The sequence below is a fragment of the Bifidobacterium polysaccharolyticum genome (genome assembly GCF_016101585.1).
Classification (GTDB): Bacteria; Actinomycetota; Actinomycetes; order Actinomycetales; family Bifidobacteriaceae; genus Bombiscardovia; species Bombiscardovia polysaccharolytica.
Window position 1 is genome coordinate 666,821 of sequence record NZ_JACFQG010000001.1, and the last position, 20,905, is coordinate 687,725.

Here is a 20,905-nt window from a genome sequence, read left to right on the forward strand (position 1 = left end):
CTACGATCAGGCCTTGACCAAATCGACCTGCGGCTGATCCAGATCGCCGGCGTTGACGGTCAGGCTGGTGGCCAGGGTCTCTCGGGCGATCAGGTCACTGAACTGCTGGGCCTTGGGGGCATCCTCTCCGGGCAGGGTCAGGGTCAGATGAATCCGGTCAGCGATGTCCAGACCTGCGGTCTTCCGGGCATCCTGAACCTGGCGTATCAGATCCCTGGCGTAGCCCTCAGCCAAGAGGTTATCATCCAGCTGGGTGTCGAGGATGACGAAGCCACCAGTGGGCAGGGCTGCAGAGGCTGAACGGTCGGCCTGGGAGCCGTCCTCCTGCTCGATCCGATTGTCCAGCTCGTATTCGCCTGGCTCCAGGGCCACCGGTCCATCGGGGGTAGTGACGACCACATGGCCGTCCTGCTCTGACCAGTCGCCCTGCTTGGAGGCACGGATGACGAACTGGACCTGCTTGCCCAGTCGGGGTCCGGCCGCACGGGCATTGACCTTGAGATCGTGGATGATTCGCAGGCCGTGCTGACCGGCCTGGTCCAGGGTGCAGAACTCCACATCCTTGATGTTGAGCTCGGACTTGAGCACGTCCACATAGGGACGGGCCGCATCAGGGTCACGAACCACTACGGTCAACCGGGACAGAGGCTGGCGGACGCGGATCTGCTCGGCCTTGCGCAGGGCCAGGGTGGCCGAAACCACCTCGCGGACCTTCTCCATGGCGGCTACCAGGGCAGGATCGTCGCACAGGACCTGTCCCAGCTGGGTCTCCTGCCCGGTTGCCTCGTCGGCCAGGAAGGGCCAGTCGGCCAGATGTACCGACTCACCTCCGGTCAGCCCCCGCCAGATCTGCTCAGCTTCCATGGGCGCCAGTGGGGCCAGAACGCGGGCAAAGGCCTCCAGGACTGTGTAGAGGGTGTCGAAAGCCTGGTGATCCTCGCTCCAGAAGCGGTCGCGGTTGTTGCGGATGTACCAATTGGTCAGCACATCGATGAAGTCAGTCACCGCATCGCAGGCTTCCGAGATGGCGAAGTCGTCCAAGGCCTTCTGCACCGACTGGATCAGCCGACGGGTCCGTGCCAGCAGGAAGCGATCCATCTCCGGCAGGTCGGCCACACGGTCCGGTGTCAGCGCCTGGGCCTGGTAGCCGGAACCCTTGTTGGCCGCATTGGCATAGAGCGTGTAGAAGTAGTATGAGCTCCAGACCGGCAGCATGACCTGACGGACCGTGTCGCGAATGCCATCGGCAGTAACGACCAGGTTGCCGCCGCGCAGGATGGAAGAGCTCATCAGGAACCAACGCATGGCATCGGATCCGTACTTGTCGAAGACCTCATTCACGTCCGGATAGTTACGCAGGTGCTTGCTCATCTTCTGACCGTCGGAGCCCAGGACGATGCCGTGGCAGATCACGTTCTTGAAGGCCGGCCGGTCGAAGAGGGCTGTGGACATGATGTGCATGGTGTAGAACCAGCCACGGGTCTGACCGATGTACTCCACCACAAAATCGCAGGGGTCCCTGTCTTCGAAATACTGCTTGTTTTCGAAGGGGTAGTGGAACTGCGCGAAGGGCATGGAGCCTGACTCGAACCAGCAATCCAGCACATCGGTGATTCTGTGCATGGTGGACTTGCCGGTCGGGTCGTCGGGATTGGGCCTGGTCAGCTGGTCGATCCAGGGCCGATGCATGTTGATCTGCCCCTTGTCATCGGTCGGGTAACGGCCAAAGTCCTGCTTGAGCTCATCCAGGGACCCATAGACATCCACCCGAGGGTACTTGGGATCGTCCGAGACCCAGACCGGTATGGGCGAGCCCCAGAACCTGTTGCGGGAGATGGACCAGTCGCGGGCGTTGGCCAGCCATTTGCCGAACTGGCCGTCCTTGACATTCTCGGGGATCCAGTTGATCTGCTGGTTGAGTTCCAGCAGGCGGTCCTTGATCTTGGTCACGGAGACGAACCAGCTGGAGACCGGCTTGTAAATCAGCGGGGTGCCGCAACGCCAGCAGTGTGGGTAGGAGTGGACGTAGCTTTTCTCCTGGAAGAGGAGAGCGCGGTGCTCGGCAGGAATCTGTGCCAGGGGGCCGTCGCCTGCACGCAGGTTGCGGACGATGGGCATGTTGGCATCGAAGGCCTGCATGCCTTGATAATCGGGGCATTGCTCGGTGAAGACAGCACCAGCATCGAGGACGTCCACGCTGCGGATGCCCTTGGCATTCAGGGTGTTCATATCGTCTTCGCCATAGGGAGCCTGGTGGACCAGGCCGGTGCCCTCCACAGTGTCGACGTAGTCGGCCGTGTAAATGGTATAGGCATTGGGGCCGGGGGTGCCGCCCTCGGATTCGGCCTGTTCTCCGGCGAAGTAGGGGAAGACCGGCCAGTACCGCCAGCCCTCCATCTGGGACCCCTTGAGGGTGCGGACCACCTGGTAGTCCTCCCCCAGCTGCTTGGCGTAGTCGCCCAGACGGGCCGTGGCGATATAGAACCGCTTGCCGGCGAAGGGTCCCGACACCGGGCTGACCTCCGAGTACTCGATGTCAGCGCCGACCACGATGGCCAGGTTGGTGGGGACGGTCCAAGGGGTTGTGGTCCAGAAGACCGCATAGGCATCCTCGTCCCTGAGCTTGACGGCCACGGAAACGGTGGTATCCTGCCGGTCCTGATAGACATCGGCATCCATGCGCAGCTCGTGGTTGGACAGCGGGGTCTGGTCCTTCCAGCAGTAGGGCAGCACCCGGTAGCCCTCGTAGGCCAGCCCCTTCTCGTAGAGGGTCTTGAAGGCCCACATGACCGACTCCATGTAGGAGACATCCAGGGTCTTGTAGCCGTGGTCGAAGTCCACCCAGCGGGCCTGACGATGCACGTAGTCCTTCCACTCGCTGGTGTACTTGAGCACCGAGGCACGGCAGGCGTCATTGAACTTCTCGATGCCCATCTGTTCGATCTGATCCACGCTGTCGATGCCGAGCTCGCGCTGGGCCTCCAGCTCGGCGGGCAGACCGTGGGTGTCCCAACCGAAGACCCTGTTGACCTTATGGCCCTTCATGGTCTGGTAGCGGGGAATGACATCCTTGACATAGCCGGTCAGCAGGTGCCCGTAGTGAGGCAGGCCGTTGGCGAAGGGCGGGCCGTCAAAGAAAACGAACTCGTTGTCGGCATGATCGCCGGACGGACGACGATCCACCGACTTGTTGAAGGTGTCGTCCTGATCCCAATAGTCCAGGACGGACTCTTCCATGTGGGGGAAGGAGGGATTGGGCTTTACCTTGGCCAGAGCCGGGTCCACCACCGCCTTGGGATAGACTTCGCCGTCCCGATTTGTCGCATCTGAGGTATCAGTGGTCTGATTCACCGTTCACGCTCCTCGCTGGTCGTTCATGTCGCCATGTCGAGGACGAGGGACCCATGGGGCCCACCGCGGTACCACCTCGCTTGCCCGGCCAATGACCCGCGCCGGACCGCTTGAACTGGGCTATGCGGGCCCACCCGTCGGTTCTACTGAGGACCGCTACAAGCGTTCCCGTTCTTCCGAGGGCTCCCCGCTGATGACGGATCAAGGCCCACTATGAATGGATAGTATCATCGCCTAAGGAAAGAGGGGAATCCGGTTCACCAGGCGGACATTCATCAGGCGGACCCATTTCGTCGCACCGCTGATTGGGCCCCCTCACCCCCACTCTCCCCCTGTCCCGGCGTCCGGTTCGACATCCCGGCCAGCCATCTGGTTTCCCAGCGCGGCCGCTACAATCTCATGCATGGCGAAGGAGAGGGTCCGGACCATGTCAATCTGCCCCTCCTCCCCCTCGTCCATCAACCACTGGAGCTGGAGGCCGTCCATAAGAGCCATTATGGACGATGAGGCCATCAGTGCAAGATCCCGGTCCACTGCCTTTCCCCGGTCGCGGCCCATCTCCTCTATCCACTCGGCCACCTCCTGACGGAGATTGGCATACCGCTCTCTGAAAAATGGGTGGCCGGGATTCCCCTCGGTGATGGATTCCGAAGAGAGGGTGATGAAGGAGCGGGTGATCTCGGGATTGCGGGCGTGATCGACGATGGTCTGCAAAAGGTGATCGAAACCAGCACTACCTCCGGGCATCTTCCTGTCAGGGAGGTCGGCCACTTCGGCCTGATCGTTGTATCTGAGGACCTCGATCAGGAGCTTGCGCTTTGAACCGAAATGGTGGAGGATGCCGGCCCGAGTCATTCCCACCTTGTCGGCAATCTCCTCAAGGGTACCCTTGGCAACCCCCTTCCGGCCGAAGACATCAAGGGCAGCCCTCAATATCTCTTCCCGCTTGTGCAGAGTCTCAGGGCGGTGGCGGGTGTGGTCCCCGCCCTCACTCGGCCCATCTGTCTTCTTCACCTTCCGGATCATGCCAGCTTCTCCTTCCCCTTCATCGCCTGCCGGGGCCAGGTCGGTCTCCGCCATCAAGACCATCACCCCCTGTGGACCGTTCACTGCCTCTGCCTTTTGCCTGATTTGGACGGGCTCGGACCGGCAGGACCCCGCAAGCTCGACGAAAAAGCCAGGCCTGGAGGAAGGCCAGGAGGGATCCGGCAAAAAGAAGCCATAGTGGCCAGAGTCTAGGCAGGAAGATAGGAAACAGGCAGGTGAGGGCCAGGAGGAGGAACATTCCTCCGCATTCCAGGACATGCCCAACCCCCACACCTAGCGAAGTCCTCAGGAGCTTTCCAAGGGAGGGGTTCTTGAGGCTCTGGTCCGACATAATGGAGGCTCCAGCTCCGCCAAGGTCGGAGGACAGACCCAAGGCCAGGAGGGGAAACAGGGGCATGGCCGCCAGGAGCAGGAAGGCCACCAGGACCATAAAGGTAAGGAGGACCGGTTGAGACCCCCGCGTGAGATTTGCCAAAAGGAAGTAAGCCCCCACTAAGGCAGTTAGCACGGCCACGACCAGGAGCCAGACCTGGGTCGACCTGGCCAGGCGTGCCTTGAAAGCCTTCCAATAGCGGACACCCACCTGGACCGTTCCCTCCTCCTGCAGGGCGAAAACCACAGCGAAAAGGGCAGTCAGTCCGGCCCCAACCGTTACCAAGGGGAGGCAGGAGACGAGAAAAAGAAGGTTCAACTTGAGGAGCTGCCAGCCCTTATCCAGGCAACGGTAAAGGGGACCGTCCAGAGCGAAGATCCTGCTCATAGGCCCTCCCCTGGGCCCGGTCCGCAGACAAGGGTCACAGCCATCACGGTCCAGAGGGTCAGTTCCGCCTCCTGAACCCGACAGCCAGGGACGAAACGGACCCCAATTCTGATCTTCCTCCGTCGTCTTTTGTAAAGGACAGCCACCTGGCTTCCGTCGGTGTTCCCAAGGGGAAAATCGGACAGGTCGTCGGCCTGTTCCATACTGATCCTTCTGGCGCCTGGCCTGATAAATCGACTAAATTGAGCAAGACCGCAGTAGTCCAGATTACTGGTGATCCTTCCTCTTCGGTCCTCCGTGACCAGGTCTCGACAGGTACTGGTACCGAATCCGGAGATGACCTGCCCGCCCTTCTCGTCCAGCGTGAGATTCCACAGGACCAGGCAGCGGGCCTTATGGCGCACGAACTCGATACCCATGGACATCAGACGGGCCAAGGTCTGGTGAAGGGTGGGCGTCCACTCTCTTTCCGAACCCTCCGTGACATAGGCCCCGTAAACAGACCTCGGCGCGCTAACCTTCGTCTGGCTTTCGGGCCAGCTGTCATACCAGTAACAGGCGATTCCGTCCAGGACCCCACCCGCCATGTCGATGAGGTCCAATTGGCGGTCTGTCCGGTACCAGTTGTGCTCATATCCTAGGATATTCGTTTGCAAACCGGCCCGGTCCAAACCCCGGCAGAGATCCTTGCGGATACTGAAGGAGAAGTTTGTAAGGAACCTGTCCTCCCGGCTACCGGTGGGGTCGTCGTAAGTGCAGGGGTGGTGGGAATAGTCATAGAACCAGATTGGGTTGCGCAGAAGAGACAGGCTGATTACCGGCGTCAGGTCGAAGAGGGCCCTCATGAGGCACCGTCTGGTTCGAGAAGGCAGACGGTAGCAAACCAGGTAGGCAGAGGAGTCGGTCGCCAGGATGGCGCTCGGACGATCTTCGCCCATCTGTCGACCGCCCCGCCAATCAACGGCTCCCCTTCCAACCGGCCCAAGTCCTTCACTCACGTGGCCTGCCCTGCTGTTGAGGAAAATCCTAATTGTCATTCCCTCAGCTCCTGGTCTGCGAACCCTTGAGCCTGTTCAGGTTGGCAGCGATCTTTGTATCTCGTATCTTATTGATTTCGTCAATCCTGTTCTCCTTTTGGAACTGGCCGTACTGCTCCACCAGATTTTTGAAGTCCTTTTCGGACCCGCTCCTCATCAGGGAGACCAGGATGGTCGACCACTTGGTCTCGATTGCCGAGTAGGAACGAGCCTGGAGAGTGCCCTGGTCGGGGGCTATATTCTCTATCTCGTACTGGGTGGTCAGCCAAGGCTGTCCGAAATTCTGGATCTGACGGACAGCATCGGTAAAGGAATCCGGGTTGAGCGCCTTGTAGCGATCATGGCCAAAGAGAACGAATTCGGCCATCCGGTATTCATTCTGCCACTTCTTGCTGTCGGTCAACCTAACCTTGTTGGCTTCGGGTGTCCACCTGACAATCTTGCCCGGCCCCCTGGTGTAGGTCTTCCCCTCGAACCCGTAGTTGACCAACATCTGCCCATAGTCGCTCAGGAGGTAGGTGAAGACCTGGATGGCCTTGGAGGGATTCCGGCAACCCTTGCTGATGAAGTTTATGGTCCAGCCGCTCAGGCCGGCATCAGTCAGTGTGGGTTTGCGCCCCTGAGTACTGCGCAGACCATCGATAGCCACATACTGGCTGTCGGGATGGGCGGTGGCCCACGTCTGGAGCCAGAGGCCGTGGTTGACCACGCTGGCCATGAACATACTGGCATACTTGCCCGACTGTATCTTCTCATTGAAGGCATCACCGTCATCAGCGAAGGAATCATCGGATATCCCACCCGCAGCGTGCAAACGGCGGAAGGTGTCCAGCCAGGTCAGATAGTCCTTGTCCTCCCTCCGATCGTAAAAGCGGTGACCGGCCTTGGTGGTCGGGACTCCCAGAGTGTTCTGCAAGGTCACGTCCAGAGAGGAATTGGTCCCGTTGAACTCATTGAAGCCAAAGGGGATCAGGTCGGGGAACTTCTCCTTGATAGCCCTCATCCCAGCCAGAAAACCCTCCGGGGTGGTGAAATCCTGCTTTCCGATGGCAGCCAACACATCCTTGCGGATAATGAAACCGCTTGAGGCATGCACGGTCCCGTCCCCGTAGTCCTTCTCCGTGTTGGAATAAGAGGGGTATCCGTAGGTTTTCCCATCGTCTTGACGATACCAGTCCATGGTCTGTTTGGCCGTCACCTTGTGGAAGTACGGGTCGTACTTGTCGGCCAGGTCATCAAGGGGGTATGCCCAGTTCTTGGCTGCCTTGACCACCCGGGAGTTGGCATCCAGGACGGTGATCAGGTCCGGCAGATCACCACCGGCAAAATAAGTATTGAGTTTGCTGTCGTCTCCCGTGACGAACTCGATGTCCACATTCAGGTCCTTTTTGATCTGGCGGGTGATCATGTCCTTCCCGAAGGACTTGTTCCACCAATCGGCATTGACGTACCACAGGATTTTGTTGTTCTTACGTCCGTCAATCTGCCAGGCCGGCTTGTCGGGTGAAAGCCTGTAGGCCGGAGCTGGCAACTGGGCCACCGTGTGCGATGTGTAGCTGTTGTCGATCCCGCAGGCCGCAAGACCACCCAAAACCGCCGAGATCATCACCACCGCACAGAGGGACTTCAACCTTCTGCACACAATCGTTTTCTTACGCATGAATGCTCCTTAGCTCTTCTCGATCCGTGACGACCAGTCAGCCCTTGACCGCACCGGCCATGGAACCGCTGATGAAATACCTCTGAACGAAGGGGTAAAGCACCAGGATGGGCAGAACCGTGATGATGATGGTCGACAGCCTGACCCCGCGCGAGGTCGTATCCAGGACTAGATGACCCATGTTGGCGTTCTGTGTGGCCGCTTGGGACTGGACGATTATGTCGTACAGACGCATCTGAAGCGGGTAGAGAGCCTCATTGTTGACATAGAGCTTGGTGGTCATGAAATCGTTCCATTGGGCCACCCCGTGGAAGAGACCGATGGTGGCGACCCCGGGCATCGACAAGGGAAGAACCACTGACCGGAAGACCCTCCATTCACTCGCACCGTCGATACGTGCCGACTCCATCAGGGAGTCAGGAATCTGGCGGAAGAAGTTCATCAGAATGATGATGTCGTAATAGCTGAAAAGGGCCGGGATTATGTATACCCAGAAAGTGTTGAGCAGTCCCAGGGACTTGATCAGGAGGAAGGTGGGGATCATCCCACCGGAGAAGAACATGGTCACGATCCCCATGGCCGAGTAGAGCTTACGCCCTGCCAGGTAGGCCTTGCTCATCGGGTAGGCGAAGAGGGCGCAGAAGAGGGTGTGGCATACCACTCCCACACCCGTCTTGGCCACAGAAATGAACAAGGCGTTCCACATGGTCTTGTCCTCCAGAACGTAGGTGTAGTTGTCCAGGGAAAACTCCTTGGGCCAGAAGGCTACCCCCCTTCCCAGGGCCTTGGAGGAGGAAAACGACGAGATGACGATGTTCCATACTGGTACGACGATCAGAAGGGTGAAAACCACCAGAAGGGCGCAGTTGACGATGGTAAAGGTGACCGAGCTGTGGCGGATCCTCCGGCTTGGAGCGACAGAAGCCGCATCTTGTTTAACTTTGGACATGGTTCCTCCTCAGAGCACCGACTGGTTGTCGTTGAGTCTCTTGCTCAACAGGTTGGTGGCCACCAGGAGGATGACCGATATGACCGAAACCCCCAGGCCGACGGCTGTGGCATAGGAGAAGTCGCCCTGGGTCAGACCCATTCTGTAGACGTATGAGTTGATAACCTCCGCCTTGGGTTGGTTCTGAGAGTTCATCAGGACCAAAGTCTGGTCCAGGTTGGAATTGAAGAGAGCCGATACGGAGAGGATCAGATTGAGGGTGACCATCCCGCTGATTTCAGGCAAGGTGATGTGCCATATCCGCTGGATCTTGGATGCCCCGTCCATCTCCGCCGCCTCATAAAGGGAAGGGTCGATGTTGGACATGACTGCCAGGTAGAGGATGGTACCCCACCCGGCCTCTTTCCACACGTCTGACAAGGAGGCTATCCCCCAATATTTGCCCGCATCCAGAAGGTAGTTCGTATTGGCCTGGAAGCCAAAAATCTGAAGTATCTGGTTGAGCAGACCGTTGGATGAGAGCCAGCTGATCATCATGCCTCCCAGAATGATCCAGGAGAAGAAGTGGGGCAGGTAGGTCAGGGTCTGCACGATTTTCTTGAAGGGCCCCCAGGGAACCTCGTAAATCATGACGGCCAGAATGATGGGCAGAATGAAGCCCAGTATCAATTTAATTGAACTGATGCCCAGGGTGTTCCAGACGGAATCCCAGAAGTATTTGTCCGACAAAATAATCCGGAAGTTGTCCAGGCCCACCCAGGGGGAGTCACCGATGGTATCGACGACGGTGTAGTTCTTGAAGGCCAGCACCAGACCATATATCGGAATGAAGTTGAAGACCACCATGAAGAGGATGCCCGGAGCAATCATGACCTGCAACTGCCACTGGTGCCTGAAGCGGGAAAACCACTGGCTTATAAGCCCCCCCCCCGCGATGGGATTGTTGGATGTACGGATTCCACTTGCAACCTTGCTCCTTTCGCCTCGCCCGTCCCTCAACATTGAGCGGCGGTGTAGATAGCGAACCGCTCCTGCGCGGCGGGCCATCCCATACGAATCAGATTGGATTTCCACTTACAGAATTTATCTTACTCATGAGTAAGTAATTAGTCAAAGAGAATCGATTTATAATGCAGCCGCCTCGAGATGGCGTAACGATAGGGACGATCTGGCCCCGAAGGAAGTGCCGGGGAATCACCTCCGGTAAGCCCTTCGGGGCCGGATTGCTGTGATGGGACCAATTGTGCCCCTTGGCCTTAGGCGGACTGGACCCCGGCCACACTGAACCGGACCGCTTGGAGGTCGTCCTCATTGGAGGAGTGGCCGATCAGGAGATCGAACTCCCCATCCTCGACGACCCGGTGGGCCGAAGAGTCGACGATGGAACAGGCGGAGACCGGAATGTCCAATTCGACCTGGGCGGTCTGACCGGGTTCCAAGCTGACCCTCTTATAGGCCTTGAGCTCTCGGTCTGCCCAGGTGACCGATGTAACAAGATCCCTCACATAAGCCTGGACCACCTCCACACCGGGTCGGCCGCCGGTGTTCGTCAATGGGATACTGGCGTGGATAACTTGGTTGTGGGCAAAGGGGCCAGGACCCCCCTTGATCGAGGGGCGTCCATATTCAAAGGTCGTGTACGACAGGCCTTCGCCGAAAACGAAGGCGGGATCCTGGGTCAAGTCGGCGTACCGGTTGCCATGCTGACCACGGATCTGATTGTAGTAGACCGGTAGCTGGCCCACGTGCCGGGGCATGGAGATGGGCAGGCGACCCGAGGGTTCGGTCAGGCCCAGGATTATCTCAGCTATGGCCCTTCCACCCTCCATACCGGGGCTAGGTGCCCAGATTAGAGCGTTAGCAAGGTCGGCCTCGGCCGGAAGGACCAGGGGCTTGGAACTCATTAGAACCAGGCAAAGGGGCTTGTCCTCCTGGCTGCAGACATCGACAAGGGCTCGGATCAGGTCAGCCTGCCCACCCATAAGTTCGAGGGTAGCCGTCGACCGCCCCTCCCCCGTCAGTTGGACCAGGTCACCGACGACGGCGATGACTGCATCAGACCGCCTGGCCGTATGGACGGCTTGATCCAGCTGGTCCTGATCGGTGGGAGCTGACTGGGCGATCTTGGGCCTGGGCTGGCCATCATGGAAGGTCGGGCCGGCAGGATCGTCCACCATGGTAATAATATCCGCCCCTCGGGCATAGTCCACTTTCCAACCTTCAGGAAGGAGGGAGGTCAGACCGTCACGAACCGTAACGATCATCTCCCTGGGTTGACCCTGGCGCATCCAGGGCACCTGGCCTGAAGCCCCGGACCAGTCTCCCAACTGGGACTGGGCATCATCGGCCAGAGGTCCCACCACGGCCAGCCTGTGGACACCCTCCTCCTGTCGCGGTACCATTTCGGCCTTCAGAGGGAGAGAACCGTCGTTGCGCAGAAGAACAACCGACTCACGCGTCAGTTCCAAGTTGGTGCGTTTGTGCTCCTGGGAACCTATGATCGTCCGGATTCTCTCCCGGTCGGGCAGACGGGGATTCTCGAATAGTCCCAGCCGGAACTTGACGGCCAGAATCCTGCCCACGGCCTGATCCAGCTGGTCCTCCTCCAGAATGCCGGAACGGACGGCCTCCAAGGCCCCTTCGTAAAACTGGGGGGTGGTCATCATCAGATCGTTGCCGGCCTTGACAGCATCGGCTGCCGCATGAGTGTAGTCGGGTTCTATATGTTGCTCCCACACGGTGCGGCCCACGTTGTCCCAGTCTGTCACCAGCATCCCCCGGTAGCCCCACTGCCCCCTAAGGACCTCATCCAGGAGCCAGTGGTTCAGAGTGACCGGAGTGCCGTCAATGGCTTCATAACCCAGCATAAATGATCCGCAGCCCTCCCTGGCGACCCGCTCGAACGGGGGTAGGAACCACGACATGAGCTTGCGGTGGGAAAGGTCGGCCTCACTGGCATCCCTGCCCCCCTGGGTCTCCGAATAACCCGCGAAATGCTTGGCGCAGGCCATGATAGCGTCCTCGGGGAGGGGCTCTCCGGCCTTGGCTCCCCCCTGGTAACCCTTGACCATGGCCGAGGCCAAGTCCCCAATCAGGAGGGGGTCCTCCCCAAAGGTCTCATCCACCCGGCCCCAACGAGTGTCCCTGCTGATGCAGAGGACCGGCGAGAAGGTCCAATGGACCCCGGTCGCTGACACCTCCTCGGCCGTGACCCTGGCCGCCTGACGGACCCGTTCGGGGTCCCATGAGGTCGCCATGCCCAGCTGGCTGGGGAAGATGGTGGCCCCAGGCCAGAAGGAGTACCCATGTATGCAGTCGTCGCCTACTATCAGGGGAATCCCCAGCCGGGTCTCCTGGACGGCCATAGTCAGTGCCCCGGGCAGATCATCAGGGCTGGTGTGGAGGATGGATCCGACGTGTCTGCCCAGTATGAGATCCGGCAACCACTCCTTCCTTCCCTCCAGCTGCATCATCTGACCAACTTTCTCCTCCAATGTCATCCTGGACAGGAGGTCCTGGGTCCTTTCCCCCTCGGGCAGGGTCGAATCCTGGTACGGCATACCCCTGATCGGACGTTGATCTTCGGTTTTCATCTCTGCCATTCTTGTTCCTTCTCGAGCCTCATCTTGATGCATATCTCTGTCTCTGCACTGATCAATCGGTCTGGCATCGAACCATCCGGCCGCCGATCTCCCCGTGTCCATTGACTGGATAACAACCACCCGAATATGGGTGTCGGACTCACTGAACCCCGGTCTGGCGCGCGTATTCATCTAAGAGGAAAGACGTCATCCTCGTACCTCCTTCGCCAACCAGGACGGAAAATGAATTAATCGGCATGCCAGCCAGGAAGGAAGCGGGAGAGTCATCCGCGTCGTCCAACTTAGGCAGACGGCCGGCCTCCCCCTCGGCTTTCATCTTCTGGACGATGGGCCCGCCGACCGGATCATCCTCCCATTCGCGCAGGGTGGACCATTCGTTCAGGGGAAGCCGCTTGCCGTCACCGGGCAGGTCCAGGTCCACCTGTGCGCTTATGTCGCGGCTGGAGGAGCCCACCTGGATTCCATAGGTCCCTTTCTCCACATGCCAGTCGCCATATGCCTCCGACCAGTATGCAAAGGCCCGGGAATCCAAGTCGATGACAACTTCAGCGCTCTGACCTGCCTTCAGGAAAACCCTCCTAAACCCTTTGAGTTCGTGGACCGGGCGTGAGACCCGATGCGAGCGCGGAGCCACATAGACCTGAACCACTTGGGCGCCGTCCACGTCTGATAGGTTGCTCACCCGTGCCGTCACACGCACTCCTCCCCTTCCGTCAGGAAGGGCGCGGATATCGTCAATCTTGAATTCGGAGTAACTCAGACCAAAGCCGAAGGGGTAGGCCACCTCCTTGTGGAAGGTGTCATAGTAGCGATAGCCCACATAGATGCCCTCACCGTAGTCCACATGGCCTTCCTCACCAGGCCAGTTGACCATGGAGGGGTCGTCATAGAGGTCCATGGGGATGGTCTGGGCCAGCTTGCCCGACGGAGAGACATCCCCGTATATTACGTCAGCCAGGGCCTGCCCGCCGTTCTGACCCAGGAGCCAGGCCTCGATGATCCCTCTGGCCTGGTCCCTCCAGGGGGTCAGAGAGACCACGGATCCGTTGGAGAGTATGACTGCAACGTTTGGGTTGATACCGGAGATGGCCTCCAGGAGCTCGATTTGTTTGGCGGGGATGTCCAGGGTTTTCCTGTCGAATCCCTCAGACTCGGCCTCCTCGGGGAGCCCCATGAAGAGAAGAACCTTATCGGCCTTGGAGGCGGCCTGGAGTGCCTGGTTCGTCAGGCTCTGGTCCTGTTCAGCCTCATCAAGGGTGAACCCGGGGGCGAAGTCAACGACCTGTCCCCTGTCTGCCGCGGCATCCAGGAAACTGGTGATCCTGGTCGGGGTGATGTGGGAGGATCCGCCACCCTGATAGCGGGGGGTGCGGGCGAACTCGCCGATCACAGCCACGGATTCTCCCTGCTTGACCGGAAGAATACCCCCCTCATTCTTGAGAAGGACCATGGATTCCAGGGCTGCCTGACGCGCTACCTGATTGTGGGCTTCCACGTCGTATTTATAGCCCTGGGTCTGCATGGCCGGACGGGTCTTGTTGACTAGGTCAATCATCCCCTGAGCCATCCGGTTCAGTTGTTTTTCGGACAAGCGGCCATCCTGTACCGCTTTGACGACCTGGTCATCGGTGAAGCTGGGTGGCATCTCCAGGTTCAGACCAGCATTGAGGGATGCCACCCGATCATGGTCGGCCCCCCAGTCGCTCATTACGATCCCCTTGAACCCCCACTCGTCCCGCAGAACCTTGGTGAGGAGCCAGCTGTCCTGGGCGGCATGGACCCCGTTGACACGATTGTAGGCGCACATGACCGTCCAAGGCTGGGCGGCCTTGACGATGTGTTCAAAGGCCGGTAGATATATCTCACGTAGGGCACGCTGACCCACCCTGGCCGACACGTGCATTCGGTTGGTCTCCTGGTTGTTGACGGCGAAGTGCTTCAGCGAGGTTCCCACCCCCTTGGACTGGACGCCGGTGACGATTCCCACTGCCTCGTGGCCAGCCAAATAGGGGTCTTCCGACCAGAATTCGAAGCAACGGCCACCAAGGGGATTGCGTTTGATGTTCACGCCGGGGCCCAGGATAACCGCCACCTTTTCTTGGATACACTCCTCGGCCATGGCCTGACCCACCCGGTCAACAAGGTCCGGGTCCCAAGAGCTGGCCATTCCCGCAGCCGGTGGGAAGCAGGTGGCGGGGACCGATTGGTTCACATCCACATTGCCTGTAGAACTGTCGGCCTTGCGCAAGCCATGGGGGCCGTCGGTGATCATGTACCCGGGAATCCCCTTGCCTTCCACCGACTGCAGATGCCAGGCATCCTGCCCCGATGTCAGACTGGCCTTCTCCTCAAGGGTCAAATCTTTGACTGTGGGATATTCTGTGTTACTCATACTCTCCGCTCCATGCTTCCTTGCCTGTTACGTTCCTTTTCGCATACACACTCGGTGTATCTCTCAGCCAGTCGTGCAGGTCCGTACTCTGCCCAAGGCCCTTCCGGAGCCCGTCCCGGAAAGCCAAACCAGGGTCAAGAGGACCAATCTGACGAATCTCACAGCACTGACCAATTGGTAGGTAGATTAGCATTTTCATAGGGTCGACACACCACCAACGCATGGCTTCACAGGTAACCAGATGGTTGGTAACCTTCCTATAACTGAGTTCCTGACCGAGTGGTTTGGACTGAACTAGTTAGTGGGGGCGGAAAGAGACTGCGATGGCGGACAGGGACAGCGGCAAAAGAGTAGATGATAGGTTGCCCCGCCGACGCGGGCGCGCCAGCAGGCAGGCCATCATCGAGGCTGCAGTCGCATCCTTCGGCATGAGGGGATATTACGGGACCACCCTGCAGGGTATAGCCGACCGGGTCCACATGACCAAGGCCGGGGTCCTCCATCATGTAGGCAGCAAGGACGGCCTCCTGCACCTAGTAATGAACGAGATATACGACTCCGAGACGGACCGGGTGCTGGACCGCCTCATCAGGAGCAAGGACCAACCCCTCCTGGCCGAAATGTGGCGGCAGGTGGTCGCCATCAACGCCGGTCGCCCAGCTCTGGTCCACATGTTCTCGACCCTGAGCGCCGAGGCCCTTGATCCCCACCACCCAGCACATTCCTATTTCGAGGACCGCGAGCGCGGCAGCATCGACACTGCCATGAATATTCGGTGGGCCCTGCCGGAGGGCACAAGTCTGCGCCCATTACTCCAAGCTGGATACAGCATGATGGACGGAATCCAGCTGCGCTGGTTGCGCACCCCCGGTCAGGACCTTAATCAGCTCTGGGCCGCCTGTGAGGAGGTCATCTTCCCCCTGCCCACCTGGAGCGGCTATCGCTGAGGGACAGAATCCCATTCACATCGCCACAGTCGTTCTGGGGCATGAACCCGGCCGAACCAGAACGCCCACCCTAGACCTGGAAGACATCAGGGTGTACCGGGTCGCCGGGCAGATTGTCCAGGCTGTCTTCCACACCAAGCAGGTTTCCCCACTCATCCAGCGATCGTCCGTAGGGCCTGGCCTGGGATCCCCTAGCCTGGAGGTCGGCCTTGGCTGCGAAAACGTCAGCTTCCTCCAGCTGAGAACAGAAAGCCGTCAACCGCTCAAACTGGGCTTGGTCGTAGAAAGTGTCCCCGACCACTCCGGTCAGACGAATCGCTCGGGCTATGGGTAAAGAGTCCCAATGCCTGAGTTCCACAATCTTCTTCAAACGGACGTCATTGAAGTGGGTGGATAGGATGTGACCCACCTCGTAGTCGTTTAGGCGGCGGTCCGGGTAAACATCCGCAGCGTTGTCCTTGAAGGCCACACGACGAAGACCTTCCTGTTCCAACCCGGCCGCTTCGGGCGTATGTGTCAAATCCACGTACATGAGCGGGGTCGACAAGACATCCACCGCGTAATCCTCCCAGCCAAAGTCAGGATCGAAGAGGCCGGGGGATATGTTGGTTCTCTGGAAGTCGGTGAAATCCCAGATTCTCTGACGTAGGAGGGGATAGGGGTTGGGTCCGCCCTCGAACCAAGGTGAATTCTTGAAGAACCATGAGATCACTGGCCCCAGTGCGGTTCCCACCCTAAGCTTGGCCACGGCATCGGCCTCATCCCGATAGTCGATGCTTACCTGCGTGGAGGCCGAGCACCTCATCATACAGAGGCCATACTGACCCACTCGACCTAGGTAGTCGGTCATGGCTGCATAGCGGTCCTTGGGAACCACGCTGATATCGGCATAGCTCGACCGTGGCTGATAGCCGTAGTTAACCAGGCGGAATCCCATTCTGGAGGCAATCGGGTCAAGTTCCTGACGGAAGGACTGGTAGAGATCAACCAACTCACCCAGGGTTCCACAGGGCCCTATGGATGATTCGACCTGACTCCCCGGTTCCAGGGAGACCTTCATCAGCGGTCTGCCCAGACCCAGAAGGTGGCCATTCTCCCAATACTCCTCTTCGTGCCTGTAGTAGGGGCGCAAATCCTTCAGAAGGTTCTCCACGCCGTCCCGGCCATAATAACCGGCAGCCTTGTCGTCCCCTCTGCGCACAGGCAGATGCTCTATTTCGACACCATAGCGGAATTCGCTGTCAGGTTTGCACCCGGATTCGAAGTAGTCGACCAGGCTGGCCACATGTTTTGGGTTCACCTTCGCACCCAGGTGAGCGTACGAAACTCTATGCCTCATCATCACCACTCTAGTCTACGCAGAAGGGTCGCGAATCCCGGATTGGACAGGTCTCAGATTCTGTCATCCGTCTAGCTTATAATTCCCGCTTTCTTATATGGTGGTCAGGGATCCTTGCCAGCCAGACGGGGACGGCATGGGTGGGTGTACCCACGATGACCTGGATGCCGAGGCGCCTTTCGGCATCCAGTACTCGGCCCACATGGCTGAAATCGAATACACCGAGCTAAGACTCCAAGGTTCCCGAAGTGGATTCGGGAATACGCATGGTTGTGATACCGACGGACTTCATCATGGACATGTCCTTGTCCACCCGCTCATAAACCATATATTCATCGTAGTAGGAGCATCCGAAGATGAGCCTGTCCGGAAGGCGCCTGTTACCTTGGAAAGCTGGGTGGTCCGTGGTCCGAACCACGTGGTCTGACATGATGAACTCCAATCTTAATCCACGAGATTCAATTCATAGGACGAAGGTGTTGAAAGATCGTGGCTCCAGGGTCACTTGGAAACCTTGGCTCCTTTCGCTATCCCCTCCGGGTCCAGAGAAGGAGAAGGGCATGGCGCGGTCCAGGGCGTTCTGGGCCACTACAACGACCGATCCATCCGGATTTTCGAAGGCGGTGGCCATGGAACTGAAATGGCCGCGAGTATCCAGCAGGCGAGCGCCCGGGCGCACATAGTGCGAGTAATGGCGCATGACGTAGTACTCGGGATTGCGCCTGACCTGGCCGTTGGCGGTGTCGACGGAGAAGAGGGAATTCTGCCGCCAGCCCCAGGTGGATATGCCCTGGCCCAGAACCATGTTCCAGTAGGTGTAGCAGGTGGCTCCGGCCCGCAGATACCGGTTGACCAGCGAGAAGACGTATTCTGCGTACTCCCAGGTGTTGCCGCCCATGCCGCATTCGGACTCGGTCTGTTCCAGCTCAATCTCAGGCCAGGACTGGTGGGTGCGCTCTATGTCATGCTGGCCGGCCCACTGGTAGCCGATGCCGGCGATGTACTTGCGGCAGTCCTCGTCGAAGAGGATGTTGTCCACGTATCGGTTGTAGTTCTCCAGAATCATGCCTTCGGGGCCGAACTTCATATCCTCGGGACCATTGAGCGTCCCCAGGAAGATGGCCGTATCCGATGCCTCTTTAGCGAAGAGGGGGCCCAGATGGTCACGGATGAAGATGCGCATGTCCTCGCTGGACCAGAGGCAGGAGGGGAACTTCTGGTCCGCAAAAACCTCGTTCTGCACATGCAGCTGATCAATGTGGATGCCGCGGCGATCATACTCGCGCACATATTCCAGAAGATAGCGGGCATATGCAGTGAGATTGCGCTCACTCATATCGATTCGACCGAAATTGTAGACCTTGGGCCGTTTCATCCAGGTGGGCGGACTCCAGGGGCTGGCGAACAGTCCCATGTTCGGCTGATACCTCTGGGCCTGTCGGATGTATGGAATCAGGGTCTGCTCGTCGTGGTCGACGCTGAAATGCTCCAGGTCGTAGTCGCCGTCGGTCTCGTCGTAGCTGTACCAGCTCGCGGCGAAGTCGTTGGCGCCGACCGGGGTCCTGTTGAAGGTCAGATTCAGCTCATCAGGGCTGAAGAGCTCACGGATGACCCCCTCACGTTTCTCCTCCCCCAATTCCTGCAAGGGCAGCCACCCCAGCTCATTGAAGCAGCCGCCAAACCCTCGCAGAGCCTGCAACTTACCGCCGGTGCATTCCAGATCGGGCGATGACTCCAGAGTCGAAAGTGCCAGAGGATGTTCCTGCATGGCTTGCTGGCGAGTGGTTGCTATCCAGACCAGTTCTGCCTTCTTATTCATGAATCTTCTGCTCCTTTGCATAGCGTTCCTATATGCCCATTCGCCCAGCAAGAATCCCCGGAGAGAACAGGTCACTTGATGTTTCAGTCACCAGGATAAAGACACATCCCGGCAGAGCGAAACAATAGCCATGAGTAAGGCTACCGTATACCCTCAACGGTACGTGAGCCGAGAATCGGCTACGTCCGAGAATGGGACCGGTTCAAGGAGCTGATCAAACCCAGGCATCGCCGAGGCTAAAACCGTGCCCGCCGGAATTAAACCAGCACACGGATGCCAGACACCAGACTGCAGAGGAATCCAGGGAGCCAGCTCTCAATCAACCCGCCTAATCCATTATGAAGGGCCGGGCATCATAAGGCGGCTGAAACCGGCGATCCCTCCAGAAGAATTCATAATCGTGGTCATTGATTGGGCGGACGACCTTGCAGGGATGGCCGTAGGCGACCACGTCGGAAGGGATGTCCTTGGTGACCAGGGATCCTGCCCCGATGACCGTGTTGTCTCCGATGGTCACTCCCGGCATGATGATGGCGCCTGCTCCGATCCACACATTCCTGCCGATGCTGACCGGAACCGTGAACTGGGGCGTTCCATAGGCACGTATATCGGGGCGAATGGTGTGCCCGGTGGTGACGATGGTGACGTTTGGTCCGAACATGGTGTGGTCGCCTATGTCAATGCGTCCATCGTCAACCAGAACCAGGTTGAAGTTGGCATAGCATTTGCTTCCCCAGTAGGTGTTGCAGGCCCAGTTGGCCCGCACCGGCCCCTCAATCCAACTTCCTTCGCCGAATGAACCGAACATCTGTTTGCAGAGGTCCTGCTTCTTTTCCACCTGGCTGGGACGACAGGCGTTGAACTCAAAGACCAGATCCTGCTGGGCGTCCTGGACCTGCTTCATTTCGGGTGTATCGGCAATGTATATCTGGTCGGTATCCAGCAGAGCCTTGATCTCTTCGCGGCTGGTCATGGGAACCCCCCTATTTCCTTGAACTTCGTGGTTCAGCAATTCCAAGGCCGACGCGTTGGCTCCAAACACCGGCCTCGGCCTAGCGGCTACAGGCTCTCCAGAACCTTCTCCTCGTCCTGGACGGGTGCTGCCTGCCCCGCATCCAGACCGGTCGCCTCCGTTGCTTGGAAGCCGTCGTCGGCTTTATGGTCCTGGCTGAGCTTTTGCTGGTCGCCCGGCTTCTTGGCAGCCGCGATCATCAGCTTGATCCTGTTGAGCTGGTTAGCCTCCGAGGCGCCGGGATCGTAGTCGATCGAGACAATGTTGGCCTCCGGGTAGGTCCTGCGTATTTTGCCGAACATGCCACGTCCAGTCACATGGTTGGGCAGGCAGGCGAAGGGCTGTGCGCAGACGATGTTGGGAGCACCGGACTGAATAAGCTCGATGATCTCTCCAGTCAGGAGCCAGCCCTCTCCGGCTTGAACACCCAAGGAGGTGACCGAAGCGGCCTTCTCCCGCAGATCGCTGATGTGGGCGGGAATATCGAACTTCCCATGGGAAGCCTTGAAGCCGGCAATCATCGGGGCACGGTAGACATCCGCAGCCTTGAGGACGATCTTCTTGACACCCACCTGGCCGCCTGTCCCCAGCATCTCTTCATTCCATTCAGCGTTGGAGATGCCGTTGACCATGAAGTCACAGACACCGGGAAGCACGGCCTCACAGCCCTGGCTCTCGATCAGGTCGACCACATGGTTATTGGCATCGGGATGGTACTTGACCAGGATCTCCCCGACTACACCCACCCGGGGCTTGCGGGGAATGTTGCGCAGCGGCAGCTGGTCGAAGGCCCGGATCATCCGCTTCATCAGCGTGCGGTAAGGCAGATATCCATGACCGTAGACCTTCTTGGCGGTCTTGGAGTAACCGTGGTGCTCGATGGTCTCCTTGCAGATCGTGTCCCAGAGCTTGTAGAGCCTGTTGGCCGAGCCGGGTTCCTGCTCGTAGGGACGGACCCTGAGCAGGCACTCGATCATGGCATCGCCCAGG

14 protein-coding genes and 1 pseudogene are annotated in these 20,905 nt (G+C 58.9%); 1 reads left to right on the top strand and 14 read right to left on the bottom strand.

Translation table 11 applies throughout. The annotated features are described in order from the left end of the window. Positions 1 to 6: 6 nt before the first annotated feature. From ileS to H3T90_RS02745, 9 genes are all read right to left on the bottom strand, one after another. A complete protein-coding gene (gene ileS, locus H3T90_RS02705) occupies positions 7 to 3,351 on the bottom strand; it encodes a mupirocin-resistant isoleucine--tRNA ligase (protein ID WP_198229497.1) in 3,345 nt (1,114 codons plus the stop codon). A gap of 315 nt (positions 3,352 to 3,666) precedes the next feature. Then, the gene (locus H3T90_RS02710; RefSeq protein ID WP_198229498.1) at positions 3,667 to 4,377 is read right to left on the bottom strand and encodes a TetR/AcrR family transcriptional regulator; all 711 of its coding nucleotides are present in this window, start codon (positions 4,375 to 4,377) and stop codon (positions 3,667 to 3,669) included. Between the two features lie 19 nt (positions 4,378 to 4,396). Further along, a complete protein-coding gene (locus H3T90_RS02715; protein WP_198229499.1) occupies positions 4,397 to 5,158 on the bottom strand; it encodes a DUF624 domain-containing protein in 762 nt (253 codons plus the stop codon). Then, a complete protein-coding gene (locus H3T90_RS02720; RefSeq protein WP_198229500.1) occupies positions 5,155 to 6,096 on the bottom strand; it encodes a glycoside hydrolase in 942 nt (313 codons plus the stop codon). Before H3T90_RS02720 ends, H3T90_RS02715 begins: the two co-directional genes overlap by 4 nt. A gap of 103 nt (positions 6,097 to 6,199) precedes the next feature. Further along, complete coding sequence (locus H3T90_RS02725; protein ID WP_198229501.1) at positions 6,200 to 7,855, bottom strand: type 2 periplasmic-binding domain-containing protein; 1,656 nt, start codon at positions 7,853 to 7,855, stop codon at positions 6,200 to 6,202. A gap of 37 nt (positions 7,856 to 7,892) precedes the next feature. Continuing rightward, entirely contained in the window at positions 7,893 to 8,804 is a 912-nt protein-coding gene (locus H3T90_RS02730; protein WP_052733280.1) for a carbohydrate ABC transporter permease, read from the bottom strand. Between the two features lie 9 nt (positions 8,805 to 8,813). Then, complete coding sequence (locus H3T90_RS02735; RefSeq protein ID WP_110425597.1) at positions 8,814 to 9,674, bottom strand: ABC transporter permease; 861 nt, start codon at positions 9,672 to 9,674, stop codon at positions 8,814 to 8,816. A 386-nt stretch (positions 9,675 to 10,060) separates the two neighbouring features. Further along, positions 10,061 to 12,397: a glycoside hydrolase family 3 N-terminal domain-containing protein gene (locus tag H3T90_RS02740; protein WP_198229590.1), complete on the bottom strand. Its 2,337-nt coding sequence runs from the start codon at positions 12,395 to 12,397 to the stop codon at positions 10,061 to 10,063. A gap of 148 nt (positions 12,398 to 12,545) precedes the next feature. Further along, a complete protein-coding gene (locus H3T90_RS02745; RefSeq protein WP_198229502.1) occupies positions 12,546 to 14,798 on the bottom strand; it encodes an exo-alpha-(1->6)-L-arabinopyranosidase in 2,253 nt (750 codons plus the stop codon). Positions 14,799 to 15,121: 323 nt separating this feature from the next. Here H3T90_RS02745 and H3T90_RS02750 point away from each other — a divergent pair, with 323 nt between their 5' ends. Continuing rightward, positions 15,122 to 15,745 (top strand): TetR/AcrR family transcriptional regulator, encoded by a 624-nt coding sequence (locus H3T90_RS02750; protein WP_082097723.1) that lies wholly within the window; start codon positions 15,122 to 15,124, stop codon positions 15,743 to 15,745. Between the two features lie 70 nt (positions 15,746 to 15,815). Here the strand turns inward: H3T90_RS02750 and H3T90_RS02755 are convergent, their stop codons facing one another. The 5 genes and pseudogenes from H3T90_RS02755 to H3T90_RS02775 all read right to left on the bottom strand — a co-directional run bounded on the left by H3T90_RS02755 (position 15,816) and on the right by H3T90_RS02775 (position 19,876). Further along, positions 15,816 to 17,087, bottom strand: a complete 1,272-nt coding sequence (locus H3T90_RS02755; protein ID WP_198229503.1) for a glutamate-cysteine ligase family protein — start codon at positions 17,085 to 17,087, stop codon at positions 15,816 to 15,818. A 73-nt stretch (positions 17,088 to 17,160) separates the two neighbouring features. Then, positions 17,161 to 17,295 (bottom strand): annotated as a pseudogene (locus tag H3T90_RS08975) (hypothetical protein); the annotation flags it as partial. 15 nt (positions 17,296 to 17,310) lie between these two features. Beyond that, positions 17,311 to 17,514 carry a hypothetical protein gene (locus H3T90_RS02765; protein ID WP_198214737.1) on the bottom strand — a complete coding sequence of 68 codons (204 nt, stop codon included), beginning with the start codon at positions 17,512 to 17,514 and terminating at the stop codon, positions 17,311 to 17,313. Positions 17,515 to 17,547: 33 nt separating this feature from the next. Continuing rightward, entirely contained in the window at positions 17,548 to 18,903 is a 1,356-nt protein-coding gene (locus H3T90_RS02770; RefSeq protein ID WP_408610681.1) for a glycoside hydrolase family 30 protein, read from the bottom strand. Positions 18,904 to 19,231: 328 nt separating this feature from the next. After that, positions 19,232 to 19,876, bottom strand: coding sequence for a sugar O-acetyltransferase (locus tag H3T90_RS02775; RefSeq protein ID WP_198229506.1), 645 nt, complete (start codon positions 19,874 to 19,876; stop codon positions 19,232 to 19,234). Positions 19,877 to 20,905: the final 1,029 nt, after the last annotated feature.